General features: G+C 59.9%; 15 protein-coding genes and 1 tRNA gene. 9 read left to right on the plus strand and 7 right to left on the minus strand.

The genetic code is table 11. The features are described 5' to 3' along the window. Positions 1-2: 2 nt before the first annotated feature. The 4 genes from MN186_RS00955 to MN186_RS00970 all read left to right on the plus strand — a co-directional run bounded on the left by MN186_RS00955 (position 3) and on the right by MN186_RS00970 (position 2,702). A complete protein-coding gene (locus MN186_RS00955) occupies positions 3-287 on the plus strand; it encodes a DUF3572 domain-containing protein (RefSeq protein WP_242110950.1) in 285 nt (94 codons plus the stop codon). Between the two features lie 54 nt (positions 288-341). Next, a complete protein-coding gene (locus MN186_RS00960) occupies positions 342-1,037 on the plus strand; it encodes an HAD family hydrolase (RefSeq protein ID WP_242110951.1) in 696 nt (231 codons plus the stop codon). Between the two features lie 64 nt (positions 1,038-1,101). Further along, positions 1,102-1,698: a heme NO-binding domain-containing protein gene (locus MN186_RS00965; RefSeq protein ID WP_242110952.1), complete on the plus strand. Its 597-nt coding sequence runs from the start codon at positions 1,102-1,104 to the stop codon at positions 1,696-1,698. After that, positions 1,695-2,702 carry a GGDEF domain-containing protein gene (locus tag MN186_RS00970; protein ID WP_242110953.1) on the plus strand — a complete coding sequence of 336 codons (1,008 nt, stop codon included), beginning with the start codon at positions 1,695-1,697 and terminating at the stop codon, positions 2,700-2,702. The genes MN186_RS00965 and MN186_RS00970 overlap by 4 nt, the downstream gene beginning before the upstream one ends. Positions 2,703-2,911: 209 nt before the next feature. On the opposite strand, the gene MN186_RS00975 is transcribed toward MN186_RS00970, so the two are convergent. The 6 genes from MN186_RS00975 to MN186_RS01000 all read right to left on the minus strand — a co-directional run bounded on the left by MN186_RS00975 (position 2,912) and on the right by MN186_RS01000 (position 8,381). Then, positions 2,912-2,986 (minus strand) — tRNA-Glu (locus MN186_RS00975). 90 nt (positions 2,987-3,076) lie between these two features. Beyond that, a complete protein-coding gene (gene recJ, locus MN186_RS00980) occupies positions 3,077-4,825 on the minus strand; it encodes a single-stranded-DNA-specific exonuclease RecJ (RefSeq protein WP_242111199.1) in 1,749 nt (582 codons plus the stop codon). 73 nt (positions 4,826-4,898) lie between these two features. Then, positions 4,899-5,870: a class II fructose-bisphosphatase gene (glpX, locus tag MN186_RS00985; RefSeq protein ID WP_242110954.1), complete on the minus strand. Its 972-nt coding sequence runs from the start codon at positions 5,868-5,870 to the stop codon at positions 4,899-4,901. Between the two features lie 87 nt (positions 5,871-5,957). Next, positions 5,958-6,689 (minus strand): ceramidase domain-containing protein, encoded by a 732-nt coding sequence (locus MN186_RS00990; RefSeq protein ID WP_242110955.1) that lies wholly within the window; start codon positions 6,687-6,689, stop codon positions 5,958-5,960. A gap of 8 nt (positions 6,690-6,697) precedes the next feature. Then, on the minus strand, positions 6,698-7,990 hold the full coding sequence (locus tag MN186_RS00995; protein WP_242110956.1) for a homoserine dehydrogenase: 1,293 nt from the start codon (positions 7,988-7,990) through the stop codon (positions 6,698-6,700). A 103-nt stretch (positions 7,991-8,093) separates the two neighbouring features. Beyond that, the gene (locus MN186_RS01000) at positions 8,094-8,381 is read right to left on the minus strand and encodes a hypothetical protein (RefSeq protein WP_242110957.1); all 288 of its coding nucleotides are present in this window, start codon (positions 8,379-8,381) and stop codon (positions 8,094-8,096) included. A 121-nt stretch (positions 8,382-8,502) separates the two neighbouring features. Between MN186_RS01000 and MN186_RS01005 the strand changes: the two genes are divergently transcribed. The 5 genes from MN186_RS01005 to MN186_RS01025 all read left to right on the plus strand — a co-directional run bounded on the left by MN186_RS01005 (position 8,503) and on the right by MN186_RS01025 (position 14,104). Then, positions 8,503-9,090, plus strand: coding sequence for a TetR-type transcription factor C-terminal domain-containing protein (locus tag MN186_RS01005; RefSeq protein WP_242110959.1), 588 nt, complete (start codon positions 8,503-8,505; stop codon positions 9,088-9,090). A gap of 51 nt (positions 9,091-9,141) precedes the next feature. Continuing rightward, entirely contained in the window at positions 9,142-11,124 is a 1,983-nt protein-coding gene (gene dnaG / locus MN186_RS01010) for a DNA primase (protein ID WP_242110961.1), read from the plus strand. Between the two features lie 181 nt (positions 11,125-11,305). Further along, positions 11,306-13,300, plus strand: coding sequence for an RNA polymerase sigma factor RpoD (gene rpoD / locus MN186_RS01015; RefSeq protein ID WP_242110962.1), 1,995 nt, complete (start codon positions 11,306-11,308; stop codon positions 13,298-13,300). A 15-nt stretch (positions 13,301-13,315) separates the two neighbouring features. After that, positions 13,316-13,636, plus strand: a complete 321-nt coding sequence (locus MN186_RS01020; protein WP_242110963.1) for a DUF1195 domain-containing protein — start codon at positions 13,316-13,318, stop codon at positions 13,634-13,636. Between the two features lie 48 nt (positions 13,637-13,684). After that, positions 13,685-14,104, plus strand: coding sequence for a secondary thiamine-phosphate synthase enzyme YjbQ (locus MN186_RS01025; protein ID WP_242111201.1), 420 nt, complete (start codon positions 13,685-13,687; stop codon positions 14,102-14,104). Between the two features lie 7 nt (positions 14,105-14,111). Here MN186_RS01025 and MN186_RS01030 read toward each other — a convergent pair whose 3' ends face one another. After that, positions 14,112-14,315, minus strand: a complete 204-nt coding sequence (locus MN186_RS01030) for a dodecin family protein (RefSeq protein ID WP_242110964.1) — start codon at positions 14,313-14,315, stop codon at positions 14,112-14,114. Positions 14,316-14,431 lie beyond the last annotated feature (116 nt).

A 14,431-nucleotide genomic window follows, 5' to 3' on the forward strand; every position in this document is an offset into this window, starting at 1 on the left:
GAATGAGCATGACCCCAGAAACCGCCGAGGCCACGGCCCTGAATGTGCTGGCGTGGCTTGTGTCTGACGAAGACCTGCTGCCGGTTTTTATGGGCTCGACAGGGGCCGATCAGGACGCGCTGCGCCAAGGGGCGGGGGATCCGGCGTTCCTTGGTTCGGTTCTGGATTTTATGCTGATGGATGATGCGTGGGTGGTACGGGCTTGCGATGCGCTGAATATGCCGTATCAGCATATAGCAGTGGCACGACAGGCTTTGCCTGGTGGCGCACACATGCACTGGACCTAAGCCATAAATTTATTACATATCAATATGATAAGGTTTTAACAGAAAGGACGCACCATGCCGGTTGATGGACTGCTTTTTGACAAGGATGGTACGTTGTTTCTGTTCGAAGCGACTTGGGAAAGTTGGGCTTTGTCGGTGCTCTTGCGTCTGACCGACAGCAACCTGATCCGTGCGCGCCAGATTGGTCACGAGATCGGGTTCGATGTCGACGCCCAAAAATTCCGGCGCGACAGCGTGGTGATTGCTGGCACCCCCTCGCAGATCGTATCAGCACTTCGGCAACATACCGCCTATTCTGCCGAAGATTTGGAAACACTTCTTAACGAACAGGCCGCTGTCGCCCCCCAGGTCGAAGCGGTTGCGCTTGTGCCCTTTCTGAATGTCCTGCGCCAGCGCGGATTGCGGGTCGGGGTCGCAACCAACGATGCAGAGCGACCCGCGCGCGCGCATCTGGACGGTGCGGGGATCACTGACCTTTTAGACTTTATCTCCGGTTATGACAGCGGCCACGGCGCGAAACCCGACCCGGGCCCCTGTCTGGCGTTTGCGCGGGCCATGAACCTTGCGCCAGAGCGTGTTGCGATGGTGGGCGACAGCCTGCATGACCTGCACGCCGGGCGGGCAGCGGGAATGAAAACCATCGCCGTGCTGACGGGCCTTGCAACTGCAGACGAACTGGCCCCGTTTGCCGATGTCGTGCTTGATGATATCGGCTACATACCAGCGTGGCTGGACCGCGAGGGGCAATAATACCGCCGCGCGTTTGTAGTTTATTTACACTCGGCTTCTAGTGTGGCGGGGAAACGAGTGCATTATGACGATACATGGTTTGATTTTTTGGTGTTTCGAAGGGTTCCTGATTTTCACCTACGGGGCCGAACGATGGCGCGCAATCATGCGAGAGGTGGACACGGAACATGACAGTTTCGAGCCTTTGTTTCGATATGAAGTAAGCCTCGCGAATGCAATTATTGCAGAAGCCGCGCGGCAGTTGAACAAGCCGCCAGACACGTTTCTGGAAGACTTTGGGACGTTTCTGGTGACAGATCAAAGGGTCGAACGTGTGCGCCGGCTTTTGCGCTTTGGTGGGGTCGATTACCCGGATTTCCTTCACTCGCTTGAAGATCTGCGCGGTCGCGCGCAACTGGCAGTGCCCGATCTGGACCTGCCGGTGATCGAGCTGGACGAGTTTTCGACAGAAGAGTTCTTGGTGACCTGCCGAGATGTCGCCCCCGGCGTTGGTTTCATTCTGTTGGGCATTTTGCGCGCACTGGCCGATGATTACGGCGCGCTTGCCTATCTGGAACATCTGGGGCGCGAAGGGACGACCGAAAAGATCTCGGTTCGGTTGTTGAAGATGCGTCATGGCGTGGGCCGTACGTTCCACCTTGCGGCGCCGGGGGCGACATGACGGACGATATGGCAATTTCGATAGCGTTTCACACGCTGGATCAGATGATGCCAATGCATCTGTTGATCAACGATGCCGCCCGCATCACCCATGCAGGTCCGACCATCGTCAAGGTTCTTGGTGGTGAATTGGTTGGGCGCAGTGCATTCTCGTTGTTTGAACTCCGGCGTCCACGAGTTGTTCGATCAATGGAGCATGTGCGAGAATTGGGCGGAGCCAAGGTTCATCTGCGGCTGAAAGATGGCTCAGGCACCAACATGGTCGGGGCTTTTGCCGTAATGCCTGGCACGAATCTGGTGCTTTTGAACCTGTCATTCGGATATTCGATGGTCGATGCAGTGGCGCGCTATCAGCTGGCCGGGTCGGACTTCGCGCCAACAGACCTGACGGTCGAGATGCTGTATTTGATGGAGGCGAAAACCGCTGCAATGACGGCGACAACCAAGCTTGCGCACCGTCTGCATGGTGAAAAAGCCGAAGCGCAGGTTGAAGCGATGACCGATGGCCTGACGGGGTTGCGCAACCGCCGCGCCTTTGATGCGACGTTGAAACGCTACATTGGCACACGCAGTCAGTTTTCGTTGATGCATATCGACTTGGATTTTTTCAAGACTGTGAACGATACGCTGGGTCATGCGGCGGGTGATGCCGTCTTGCGCGAAGTGGCGCAGGTTCTGTCTAACATGACGCGTGATGGTGACATGGTGGCGCGTGTCGGTGGTGATGAGTTTATCATCTTGCTGAATCGTCTGACTGATGAGAACAGGTTAGAAAGTCTTGCGCGGCGTATTATTTTGCGGTTGGAACACCCGGTCGATTTCGCCGGTAAAGCCTGTCAAATTTCAGCCAGCATCGGCATTGTGCGTAGCAGTGACTACGCCGCACCGGATGCCGCGCAAATGATCGCCGATGCCGATCTCGCGCTTTATATGTCCAAGGGTAAGGGTCGGGCCTGCATGACGATTTTCCGACCGGAGGTCTGTCCGCCGGCGCAGATTACGTAGCGACCGCAGGTGGCCTTAGCACATAGGGATTTAGGGTCTCTCAACGCCTAGAAATGCGCGTCGCACAATTCTGGTGCATGTCGTCAAACGCGGAGTGTGCCAGTTTTCCAAAGGGCTATAGGCCAGTCGCAGACGCGCAGATGTCATAGCGATATCCATAGCGCAGTTCCGGCTGCATCCGCACAAAGCTGTCATATTTAATTGGAAGGTGGCAGCCCGTAGGGGAATCGAACCCCTCTTTCCAGGTTGAAAACCTGGCGTCCTAACCGATAGACGAACGGGCCACTCTGTTGGTGAGGGGGTTCTAGGAGAAAGGTTCGGGCCGTGCAAGAGGTATTCTCAGCTTTTTTGAAAAAACTGGAACGGCCATAAAATCAGGCTTTTGCCGCGTCCTCCAGGCGCAATTGGGGGCTGGTGCGGCCTTGCCATTGATTGATTTCAAGGCGCCCCGCAAGATGGAAACGCTGGCCTCCGTGTTGCTGGAGCGTCGAACCAAGCAGGCCGTCGAACGCGCCGAAAGCGATGGCGTCGATGCGTGCGCCCAACCCGTCGCCAAAGCTGACCTTCAGGTGGCTCTGCCCAACCTGTTTGGCAAACAGGATCTGCATATCGGGAAAGACAAAGCGCGGTGCGGGGGCAGAGGCACCGAATGGGCCCGCCTGTTCCAGCGTTTCGATCAAATCCACGGTTGCGGCAGGCGGCATCAACAGCCCGTCAATCTTTAGGTCCGCCGCGCCCAACTCTCCTGCGCCTTGTTTGGCCAATAGCTGTGCCAGCCGGTCCATGGCCGGTTCCAACTGATCGCGGGTCAGGCTCAGCCCGGCGGCCATCTTGTGACCGCCGCCCTTGGTGATCAGCCCGTCGGTCGCAAGGCGCTGGATCGCTGCGCCCAGATCGATGCCTGTGACTGATCGGCCCGAACCCTTGCCCTCGTCGCCATCAAATCCGATGACGATGGCGGGTCGGTTTGTGGCCTCTTTCAAACGGCTCGCGACGATGCCGACGACCCCCGGATGCCAGCCATCGGAGGCGGCCCAAACCAGCGACCTGTCCAGCCCTCGTTCCTCGGCTTGCGCCATCGCGGCATCTTGAACGCGGGCTTCAATTTCGCGCCGTTCTGCATTGAGTTCATTCAGTTTTGCTGCAATCGAATGGGCTTCGTTCATATCCGTGGTCGACAGAAGTCGCGCGCCAAGGTCAGCTTTTCCGATCCGGCCGCCGGCATTCACGCGCGGACCCATCAGATAGCCCAGATGATAGGCGCGCGGCGCTTCATTCAGGCCCGCGACATCGGCCAGCGCCACCATTCCGGGGCGCGTGCGTCGGGCCATGATCTTCAGCCCTTGCCGCACGAAAGCGCGGTTGGCGTCGATCAGTGGCGCCACATCAGCGACCGTGCCAAGCGCCACAAGATCGAGCATTGTGATCAGATCGGGTCCGGGGTGTGCGGCCTCGCGCAACTGGCGCCGCAGTTCAACAAGCAGCAGAAAGACGACACCCGCCGCGCACAGATATCCTGGCGCGTCGATTTCGTCCTGCCGGTTGGGGTTCACCACGGCGTTCGCGTCGGGCAGGGTTTCGGCGCCCAAATGGTGATCCAGAATGACGACATCGGCGCCCATTGCGCGCGCAGCTGCAATGGGCTCGAAGCTGAGGGTGCCGCAATCGACGCAGATGATCAGGCTGTGATCCTTCGCCAGCGCCTCCATCGCGGGCACGTTGGGGCCATAGCCTTCGTCGATCCGATCGGGAATATACAGCGTGACCGCGCGCCCGAAATGACGAAACCAGTCGATCAGCAGCGCGGCCGAGGTCGCGCCGTCCACGTCGTAATCAGCGAAGATCGCCACGTTTTCCCCGCCGTCAAGGGCGCGCAGGACACGGGCGGCGGCGGGCTCCATATCCTTCAGCTTCCGTGGATCGGGCAACAGGTTGCGTAAGGTAGGGTCCAGAAAATCTGCGGCCTCGTCCGCGGGTATGGCGCGGCGGGCAAGGACATTGCACAGGGGTGCGGGCAGGTCGGTCTGCTGGGCCAGGGCTTGCGCATGTCTGTCGATGTCGGATGTGGGCCCCACCCAACGGCGGCCCGTGATAGACTTGTCCACCCCCAGAAAACTGCCCATATCCATCATGTCCCTGATCTACCGCGTCCTGCGTCCGAGTAGCACCACCCTTGGCGGCAAGGCGTGCGGTTCCTTAGCGCCTGCCGACGGGATTGCGATAGATCATCCGTCGCACAGACCCGGTCTTGGATCGCATCAGCAGGGTTTCGGTGGTCAGGAAGCCCGGCTCGCGCTTGATGCCCGAGACGACCGACCCATCGGTGACACCGGTGGCGGCAAAAATGACGTCTGCGGTGACCATCTCGTCGCGGTTATAAATACGGTCCAGATCGGTGATGCCTGCCTTGGCGGCACGGCCCCGTTCGTCATCGTTGCGAAAGGTCAGTTGGCCCCAAATCTGCCCACCCATGCATTTCAACGCCGAGGCAGCCAGCACGCCTTCGGGTGCGCCGCCGCTGCCCATATACATGTCGATGCCTGTGATCTCGGCTTCGGCGCAGTGGATCACGGCGGCCACGTCACCATCGGTGATCAGGCGGATCGCCGCGCCAGTTGATCTGATACCTTCGATCATGCCTTCATGGCGGGGGCGTTCCAGAACGCAAACAGTGATGTCTGATGTATTGCACCCGCGCGCCTTGGCCAGTGCCTTGACGCGGTCGGCAGGGCTCATGTCAAGGCTGACCACGTCTTTGGGATAGCCCGGCCCGATGGCCAATTTATCCATATAAACATCGGGCGCGTGCAGCAGGGTGCCGCGCGGGGCCATCGCGATGACAGTCAAGGCATTGGGCATGTCTTTCGCGGTCAGTGTCGTGCCTTCCAGCGGGTCCAGCGCGATGTCCACGGCGGGGCCGTCTCCGGTGCCGACCTCTTCCCCGATAAACAGCATCGGGGCTTCGTCGCGTTCGCCTTCGCCGATCACCACGGTGCCTTGAATGTCGAGCAGGTTCAGCTGATCGCGCATGGCGTTGACAGCCGCCTGATCGGCGGCTTTTTCGTCCCCGCGTCCGATAAGATTGGCGCTGGCCATCGCGGCGGCCTCGGACACACGGGCCAGACCGAGCGAAAGCATACGGTCCAGAAAAACGACTTTATCGGCCATGGCGGGAAATCCTTACTGTCTATGTTTGATTAAGGGTTTAGTGCCCGCTTGGGGCAGGGGCAAGGGACTTGCGCGCGGTGTTAGCGCTTAACCCGGATTTGCGGTCAGGGCGCGAGGGCTGCGGATCAATCCCTGAAACAAAAGCGCGATCGTCAGGCCGTTCATAATGTGCCAAAGGAAATGCGTGCCAAATGGCCAGACCGCACACAGGTGCATGTCCAGCGTGCGCAGGGTCAAGGATACCATGAACGTCCCCGTCGCGGCTGCGACCCACGGCGCAATCGGGTGGCTCTTGCGGTGGCTAAGGGCCGCGAAGGCCAAAAGGGCCAGAACGGCGGGCAAGTACTGCTCGGACCCGTTCAGAAGCGTGTTCGCCGGGGTGGTATGGTCATACGTATCAGACGCGGGCTCGGTGCTGGTCTGGCTGCCGCTGCCATCGCCGCCGAACGCGAACAGGATGGCGACAAGGCCCACGGTCACAGCCAGCCCGATCCCGATGCGACCGGGCCGCACGCCCCCGATCCGGTGGATGGCGACCAGCACGAACAGGGCAACAAAGATCCAGATCGGGATCACGTCGGCAAGGCTGGACCACGCGTTGGCGAAGGTGTGAAACAGGAAGCTGCCCAGCCCGATCAGGGCGGCCAGCGCGATCAGGACCACGATCACAAGGTCGGTGCGATCACGCTTGGACGCCTCGACCCAGCCCCAGACAGCGGCGAGGATGAAGGACAGGTTGGACAGGGCGTTCAGCGGCTCGGCCCAGAACTCCGGCCCGGTGCGTTCGCAATAGATGTCGATGGCCGCGAACCAGTCCATCGACTGGCTCAGACCTCTTCGATGCGGATGGCGACCGGCTCGCCCTCGACCACGCCGGTTTTGCCCAGCCCGGCCAAGGCAGTGTCCAGCCCGTCGCGGGTGCATTTATGGGTCACGACCAGCACCGGGGCCAGCTTCTGGTCATGGCTAACCTGCCGCATCCGGTCGATCGAGATCCCGGCATCGCCCAAAACTGCCGCGATTTTCGCCATTGCGCCCGGTTTATCCAACAGCAACATCCGCAGATAATAGGGCGCGGGCTTCATCGCTTTTACGCCCGTGACTGGCCGCAGGGTTGAGGCCGATTGGCCAAAGGTCGCAAGCCGGAAACCGCGCGCGATGTCCATCACGTCGCCCATCACCGCGCTGGCGGTCGGGCCTTCGCCGGCACCGGGTCCGCGCAGCACCACCTGTTCGATGGCGTCGCCTTCAACGACGACCATATTGGTGCCGCCTTCCAACTGGCCCAAGGGCGAGCTGTCGGGCACAAGGCAGGGGGTCATGCGTTGTTCCAGCCCGCGACCCGTCATTTGCGCGACACCCAGAAGTTTGATGCGATAGCCCATTTCGGCTGCGTGTTCGATGTCTTCCAACTGGATGCGCTGGATGCCTTCAAGCTCGACCGCGTCGAAATTGACCTGTGTGCCAAAGGCGATGGAGGACAGTATCGCCAGCTTATGGCCCGCGTCGATGCCGCCCACGTCAAGGTTGGGGTCGGCCTCAAGATAGCCAAGCTCGGCACATTCTTCGAACAAGGCGTTATAGCCACGCCCGGTGGCCTGCATCTGGGTCAGGATATAGTTGCAGGTCCCGTTCATGACACCCATGACGCGGGTGATCTCGTTGCCTGCCAGCCCTTCGGTCAGAGCCTTGATGATCGGGATACCCCCGGCGACAGAGGCTTCATAGCGCAGGCGCACGCCAGCGGCTTCGGCGGCCAGCGCCAATTCCTGCCCGTGATGGGCCAGAAGTGCCTTGTTGGCGGTGACGATGTCTTTGCCTGCGGCAATCGCAGCCTCGCAGGCGTCTTTGGCGGGGCCTTCGTGGCCGCCCATCAACTCAACAAACACGTCGATATCGTCGCGTTTTGCCAGTGCTACGGGATCATCCTCCCACGCGTAATCGGACAGATCAACGCCCCGATCCTTGTCGCGCGTGCGGGCTGAAACGGCGGTGATCGTGATCGGACGCCCGGCGCGATCCTGCAAAAGTGCGGCTTGGCGGCGGATGATCTTGATCACGCCGGTGCCGACGGTGCCAAGACCTGCAATCCCAAGGCGCAGGGGGCTGTTGTCACTCATGTCGCTCTCCGTCGGCTGTTTGATCGTTCAGCGACGTGTAGCCAATGGCCGCCAAGGGTGCAATCCGCAGGGCGTGGGTTGGGTGAAATTTTCGGGCAAGCCGTCAGGACGCGTCCAGCGCATCCAGCATCTGATCCTCGGTCTCGGTGTCCACCACCGACGTGCCGCGCAACTGGGTCGCCCGCGCACGCAGGTCCGCGGCCCGTGTGGCCAGATCATCAATGCCATCATCCGTCGGCGGTATTGCCGCCTGTGCCTGAATTTCACTGGTCGGGATGATCTTCGGAAACGGCGCGTTTGCCGCTGCGCCTTCGGGAAAATCCGGCGCAGGTGCACAGGCCAGCAGGATCGCGGGCAGGATCATGGGAAGGATCAGGGGGCGCGGTGGCATATGGTGCAGTCTCCGGTTCTGGCCCGTGGGGCTGGGGGACGATACCCCCACGCCCGCTCCGCCGCAAGGTCGGGCGCATTGTGCGGTTGGATTTGAACAAACGTTCAGTTATCAAGGCGCCATGGCACGTAAAACCGGATCACATAGCGAAATCACAGGCCCCAAGGTGCGCGAGGCGGCCCTTGCCCTGTTTGCGCAGCATGGGTTCGCTGCCGTCTCGATGCGCCAGATCGCGGCTGAGGTCGGCGTGCAGGCCGGGGCGCTTTATCTTTATACGAAAGACAAGCAAAGCCTGCTGTTTGACCTGATGCAGTCGCATATGGATGATCTGTTGGCCGCGTGGCAGGCCGAGCCCAAAGGCGATGGCGCGCTGGCACATCTTGAAGCCTTCGCCCGGTTTCACATCCGCTTTCACCTTGAACGCCCCGACGCGGTGTTCATTGCGTATATGGAGCTTCGCAACCTCTCGGACGACAACTTCGCGGCGATCGAGGCGCTGCGCCGGACCTATGAGGGCGAGTTGGAGGCGATCCTGCGCGCAGGGCACGCCGAAAGTGTGATCCACGCGCCTGATATCCGGCTGACCACTATGGCACTGATTGCCATGCTGACCGGGGTCAACACCTGGTATCGGGACGGGGGGCGGCTGTCGCGCGATGCGGTGGCGGACATCTATTGGGACATGGTGCGCGGTGCAGTCGGGGCATGATACGGCGCGCGGCCACTGGACTCTGACGCCCTTCGCGCCGATATATAGAACATGTCGCTTCCACCCGGTTTCCTAGATGAATTGCGCAATCGTCTGAGCCTGTCGCAGGTTGTCGGGCGCAAGGTCATATGGGACCAGCGAAAATCCAATCAGGCCAAGGGTGATATGTGGGCGCCATGCCCGTTCCATCAGGAAGCAACGCCTTCGTTTCACGTAGATGACCGCAAGGGTTATTACTATTGCTTTGGCTGTCACCAGAAGGGCGACGCGATTTCGTTCGTGCGCGAGACCGAGAATGTCGGCTTTATGGAGGCCGTCGAGATTCTGGCGGGCGAGGCCGGAATGCAGATGCCCGCCCGCGACCCCAAGGCAAAGGAAAAGGCCGACCACCGCACGCAGTTGGTTGAGGTGATGGAAATGGCGGTAAACCATTTCCGACTGATGCTGAAAACCGGTGCGGGCACCGCGGCGCGCGAATATCTGACCCGCCGGGGGTTAAGCGATGCCGCGCTGGATCGCTGGGAAATCGGCTTTGCGCCCGATGCGTGGCAGGGGCTTTGGGACCACCTGAAAAGCAAGGGGGTCGAGGACGACCTGATCCTTGGCGCAGGGCTGGCCAAACCCAGCAATAAGGGCAGCAAACCCTATGACACTTTCCGGGGTCGCATCCTGTTCCCGATCCGTGACGCCCGTGGCCGCGCAATTGCATTCGGGGGCCGCGCGATGGACCCCGAGGAAAGCGCAAAATACCTGAACTCGCCGCAAACCGATCTGTTCGACAAGGGCCGCAGCCTGTTCAATCACGGCCCCGCCCGCGAGGCGGCGGGGAAGGGCCAGCCTTTGATCGTGGCTGAAGGCTATATGGATGTGATCGCGCTGTCCGAGGCCGGGTTTGGCGCCACCGTCGCGCCCCTTGGCACCGCAATCACCGAAGACCAGTTGCGCCTTCTGTGGCGCATCGCGCCCGAGCCGATCATCGCGCTGGACGGGGATCAGGCGGGCCTGAAGGCCGCGATGCGGGTGATCGACACCGCGCTGCCTTTGCTTGAGGCGGGGCAAAGCCTGCGCTTCGCGTTGATGCCCGAAGGCAAGGACCCCGACGACCTGCTGAAGGAAAGCGGGCCGGATGCCATGCGGGCGTTGATCGACGCGGCGATACCGATGGTCGACCTGCTGTGGCGGCGTGAAACTGAAGGCAAGGTCTTTGACAGCCCCGAACGCCGTGCTGCGCTGGACAAAGATCTGCGCACAGTGATTGCGCGCATCAAGGACCCCTCGATCAAGTCGCATTATGGGCAGGCGATCAAAGATAAGCGATGGGATTTGTTCCGCGCACGTCCCAAGGGACAGGGGGCAGGCCGCGCACCGTGGAAGCCCAGCCCGTGGAAGAAGGGGCAGGGCCGCGGTTGGGCGCCAACGCCGCCGGTGCTGCAATCAACCAAGACCTCGCTTTTGGCGATGGCGGATGATCAGGGACAGGAAGTGCTGCGTGAGGCGGTGATCCTGGCAGTGCTGATCCGCTGCCCTGACAAGCTGGAACAGGTTGAAAGCCGGGTGGAGCGTTTGGATATGATCGGACCCGATCACGCAGCGCTTCAGCGGTTCATTTTACGCCACGCCCACGAAGGCACGGATGTGCTGGAACGCAGCATTGCAGAAGGATTAGGGACCTCTGCCCTTGAAAAGCTGTTTGCGCTCAACCATGTGCAAATCACCCCTGCGATGCGCCATCCCGATGATGACGAAACCGTCGAGGCTTGCCTTGATCAGGAGTTGATGAAGCTTGAGGCATCGCGCGGTCTGCGACGCGAGGTTGCAGATGCCGCCGAAGATATGAATACATTGCCCGATGAAGGGGTGACATGGCGTCTGGGGCAGGCCGCACAGGCGCAGCAAAACGCGCAGCGCAGCCAGACCGAGGATAAGGCCACCTATGAGGTTGCCGATAACGGAACGCTTATGAACCGCGATGAACGCGACGCGCTGGACGCATTGTTGGCGCAGATCGACCCCACGAAGGGTAAGAAGAAATAGCAACACTGCCGGACGATCTGGCCTTTTGGTAAAGACCCGGCAAAGAATACGCGATAAACGGGTTGGCGAATCACTGATTCGGAGTGATGATTCGGCCAACGCGAATCACCTATGAGGTGGGGCATCACTTAGGCGAACACGCCGATGTCCCGATCCGCCAAGCCAAGCGCAAGGAGGGCCCATGGCCGCCAAGGATACTGCCAGCGACCGCAAGGACGACCAAGACAACGAACCGATGGTCGATGTAAGCCAGACAGCGGTCAAAAAGATGATCGCCGATGCGCGGGAAAAGGGCTACATCACCTATGATCAGCTCAACCAAGTGCTGCCGCCCGAACATGTAAGTTCGGAACAGATCGAGGACGTGATGTCGATGCTGTCTGAAATGGGCATCAACATTATCGAAGACGAAGAAGCGGACGAGGAAGACAAGGGCTCGACCGAACTGGTCACGCAAGCCGGCGCGCGCGAAGTCACTGTCGCCACCACCGCGACTGAGAAGTTGGATCGCACCGACGACCCTGTGCGCATGTATCTGCGCGAAATGGGATCGGTCGAACTTCTGAGCCGTGAGGGCGAGATTGCCATCGCCAAACGGATTGAAGCCGGGCGCAATACGATGATCCTCGGGCTGTGCGAAAGCCCGTTGACCTTTCAAGCCATCACGATCTGGCGCGACGAACTGCTGAGCGAAGACATCCTTCTGCGCGACGTCATCGACCTTGACGCCACCTTTGGCAACGCGATGGAGGAGGACGGCGAGGACGAAGAAAGCGTCGCCGCCACCCCCAGTGCTGACAGCGCGACCCAATCCGGCGAAAAGAAGAAGACTGAGCCTGAACTGGACGCTGATGGCAATCCCATTGCCACCGATGACGATGATGACGACGAAGATGAAGCGGCCAATATGTCGCTTGCCGCGATGGAAGCCGCGCTGAAGCCGCGCGTGCTTGAGACGCTGGACCTGATCGCGCGTGATTATGTCAAACTGTCGGAAATGCAGGATCAGCGGATGTCTGCGACCCTGAACGAAGACGACAGCTTCTCAAAGAAAGAAGAGGGCGCGTATCAGAAACTGCGCTCTGAAATTGTTATGCTGGTGAACGAGCTTCACCTGCACAACAATCGGATCGAGGCACTGGTGGACCAGCTTTACGGCATCAACCGGCGCATCATGTCGATCGACTCGGCGATGGTGAAGCTGGCCGACCAAGCCCGCATCAACCGCCGCGAATTCATCGAAGCATATCGCGGGCGTGAATTGGACCCCACTTGGCTTGACGATATGGGCAACCAGTCCGGGCGGGCTTGGCAGGGCTTTATCGAGCGGTCGACCGACAAGGTTGAAAAACTGCGCGGTGACATGGCGCAGGTCGGGCAATATGTCGGCGTCGACATCCCCGAATTCCGCCGCATCGTGCAGCAAGTTCAAAAGGGCGAAAAAGAGGCGCGTCAGGCCAAGAAGGAAATGGTGGAAGCCAACCTGCGTCTGGTCATTTCGATCGCCAAGAAATACACGAACCGCGGCTTGCAATTCCTTGATCTTATTCAGGAAGGTAACATCGGCCTGATGAAGGCGGTGGACAAATTCGAATACCGTCGCGGCTATAAGTTCTCGACCTATGCGACGTGGTGGATCAGGCAGGCGATCACCCGCTCGATCGCGGACCAAGCGCGCACGATCCGTATTCCGGTGCACATGATCGAAACGATCAACAAGCTGGTGCGCACAGGCCGCCAGATGCTGCACGAAATCGGCCGCGAGCCGACGCCGGAAGAACTGGCCGAAAAGCTGCAAATGCCGCTTGAAAAAGTGCGCAAGGTGATGAAAATCGCCAAAGAGCCGATCAGCCTTGAAACCCCCATTGGGGACGAGGAAGACAGCCAGCTTGGCGATTTCATCGAGGACAAGAACGCCGTGCTGCCACTGGACAGCGCCATTCAGGAAAACCTCAAGGAAACGACAACGCGGGTTCTGGCCTCACTGACGCCGCGCGAAGAACGTGTGCTTCGTATGCGGTTTGGCATCGGGATGAACACCGACCACACGCTGGAAGAGGTCGGCCAGCAGTTCAGCGTCACCCGCGAACGCATCCGCCAGATCGAGGCGAAGGCGTTGAGGAAGTTGAAGCACCCGAGCCGAAGCCGGAAGCTTCGATCGTTCTTGGATCAATAGGGCAGGAAGCGCATAGTGGTGCAACCTTGTCGTAATGTCTTTGAAACCGATGACCATCTTTCGGCGATCTATTCTCGCAAGAAAGAGATTGAAAAGCGACTGGAACAGTTGACGGGGCGCAAACCGCGCCCCGGACTGTCCAAGGAGCAAGCCTTCAATACGCCGCTGCCTGCGCAGGTGCACGAATTGATGGAAGAATGGTTCAAGGTCTCGAAGGCGCACGAAGAACGGTTTGCCCAAGTCGATCGGGCAAGATTGGCGCGTTTCCAGAAGGGCGCGTTCGAGGACGCTTACGAGGAACGCTGCGCACAACGCTGGTGGTTGCGTCGTTACTGAGTAGTCATCGGGTTGTCGTTGCTGCACCGCACCCGCATAATATTGGTCATGCAGACGGAATTTCGGATATCTACCCACGGCCCCGGCCTTTTTGAATTCACCCACGACGTGACGGGCTGGCTGTCCAAACAGGGCGCCCAGGACGGCCTGCTGACCCTCTTCGTGCGCCACACCTCCTGCTCGCTGCTCATTCAGGAAAACGCCGACCCCGAGGTGCAGACCGATCTGCAAAACTTCTTTCATCGGCTGGTGCCGCCGACCTCTGATCCCAGCATGTCCTTCCTGACCCACACCTATGAAGGCCCGGACGATATGCCCGCCCATATCAAGGCCTCCCTGTTGCCGGTCAATCTGTCCATTCCGGTGCAGTCGGGGCGGCTGGCGTTAGGAACATGGCAGGGGATCTATCTTTTTGAACATCGAGACGCGCCGCACACCCGGCAGGTGGCGGCGCATCTTGGTCCTTAGAGAGGGCTTAGTCTTCCAGAAGGAAGGTCACCATCAGATTTACCTGATAATGGGCGACCTTTCCGTTCTCGACCTTGACCGACTGTTCCTTGACCCATGCGCTGACGACATTGCGCAGGGTGTCTGCCGCGCGCTCAACCCCCTTTGCGACGGCGTCGTCAAAGCTGTCTGGCGAGGTGGCTGAAATTTCGGTCACACGTGCGATAGTCATCTGTTCTCTCCCTTTTGTTGGCTGGCAGATGGTTTAAGTCTAACCGTGTCTTGCCGTCATTCGGAAACACTCTTTCCCCAAATGGCAATGAATCGCGTATCTTGCGGTGCGTATTT

Origin of the sequence: Aliiroseovarius sediminis, assembly GCF_022678485.1 — a bacterium.
GTDB lineage: Bacteria > Pseudomonadota > Alphaproteobacteria > Rhodobacterales > Rhodobacteraceae > Aliiroseovarius > Aliiroseovarius sediminis.

Bases quoted from the DNA above. Each gene is read 5' to 3' on its own strand.
- MN186_RS00955 (WP_242110950.1), top strand. From the start codon at position 3: ATGAGCATGACCCCAGAAACCGCCGAGGCCACGGCCCTGAATGTGCTG.
- MN186_RS00960 (WP_242110951.1), top strand. From the start codon at position 342: ATGCCGGTTGATGGACTGCTTTTTGACAAGGATGGTACGTTGTTTCTG.
- MN186_RS00965 (WP_242110952.1), top strand. From the start codon at position 1,102: ATGACGATACATGGTTTGATTTTTTGGTGTTTCGAAGGGTTCCTGATT.
- MN186_RS00970 (WP_242110953.1), top strand. From the start codon at position 1,695: ATGACGGACGATATGGCAATTTCGATAGCGTTTCACACGCTGGATCAG.
- recJ (WP_242111199.1), bottom strand. From the start codon at position 4,825: ATGGGCAGTTTTCTGGGGGTGGACAAGTCTATCACGGGCCGCCGTTGG.
- glpX (WP_242110954.1), bottom strand. From the start codon at position 5,870: ATGGCCGATAAAGTCGTTTTTCTGGACCGTATGCTTTCGCTCGGTCTG.
- MN186_RS00990 (WP_242110955.1), bottom strand. From the start codon at position 6,689: ATGGACTGGTTCGCGGCCATCGACATCTATTGCGAACGCACCGGGCCG.
- MN186_RS00995 (WP_242110956.1), bottom strand. From the start codon at position 7,990: ATGAGTGACAACAGCCCCCTGCGCCTTGGGATTGCAGGTCTTGGCACC.
- MN186_RS01000 (WP_242110957.1), bottom strand. From the start codon at position 8,381: ATGCCACCGCGCCCCCTGATCCTTCCCATGATCCTGCCCGCGATCCTG.
- MN186_RS01005 (WP_242110959.1), top strand. From the start codon at position 8,503: ATGGCACGTAAAACCGGATCACATAGCGAAATCACAGGCCCCAAGGTG.
- dnaG (WP_242110961.1), top strand. From the start codon at position 9,142: ATGTCGCTTCCACCCGGTTTCCTAGATGAATTGCGCAATCGTCTGAGC.
- rpoD (WP_242110962.1), top strand. From the start codon at position 11,306: ATGGCCGCCAAGGATACTGCCAGCGACCGCAAGGACGACCAAGACAAC.
- MN186_RS01025 (WP_242111201.1), top strand. From the start codon at position 13,685: ATGCAGACGGAATTTCGGATATCTACCCACGGCCCCGGCCTTTTTGAA.
- MN186_RS01030 (WP_242110964.1), bottom strand. From the start codon at position 14,315: ATGACTATCGCACGTGTGACCGAAATTTCAGCCACCTCGCCAGACAGC.